Source organism: Hwanghaeella sp. LZ110 (genome assembly GCF_048892525.1).
Classification (GTDB): domain Bacteria; phylum Pseudomonadota; class Alphaproteobacteria; order UBA8366; family Aestuariispiraceae; genus Pacificispira.
In genome coordinates, this window is record NZ_JBLZHT010000053.1 from 1 (window position 1) to 370 (window position 370).

Consider the following 370-nt stretch of genomic DNA (forward strand, 5'->3'; position numbering starts at 1 on the left):
GTGATCACAGCATGAGCCGGGACTTTGGCAAGGTTACATGCAGCGAATTCAGTGTATTTGACTGTTGTGTCTGGTGATTCTGGGCAGATCAGTTCAAAATCATCTGCCTTCAGATCCTTAGCCCAGTCTGGTCCTTTACCCTCTGTGTAATCCCCAACAATAGTGTGCTTGATAAAAGCAACTTCACCAGCTCTTTCTGCAAGACACCTGAAAGCCCCATCATAGCCATAATACAGCTCCGCAGAAGAGGCTTTGCACTTGCTCTCGTCTCCCACCGCCTTCCCACTTCCTTTACACAGTTCACACATGTTTGATGCAGGATCAGCACCAGGAGCACAGCCTTTACTGAAGAGATCGGAAGAGCGCACGT

Annotated in this window: 1 protein-coding gene; it reads right to left on the minus strand. The window is 48.9% G+C overall.

Going from position 1 to position 370, the window contains the following annotated elements; translation table 11 throughout:
• Nucleotides 1-275: hypothetical protein (locus ACOSDM_RS20180; RefSeq protein ID WP_420726328.1), on the minus strand; the 275-nt coding region annotated here is incomplete at its 3' end.
• Nucleotides 276-370: the final 95 nt, after the last annotated feature.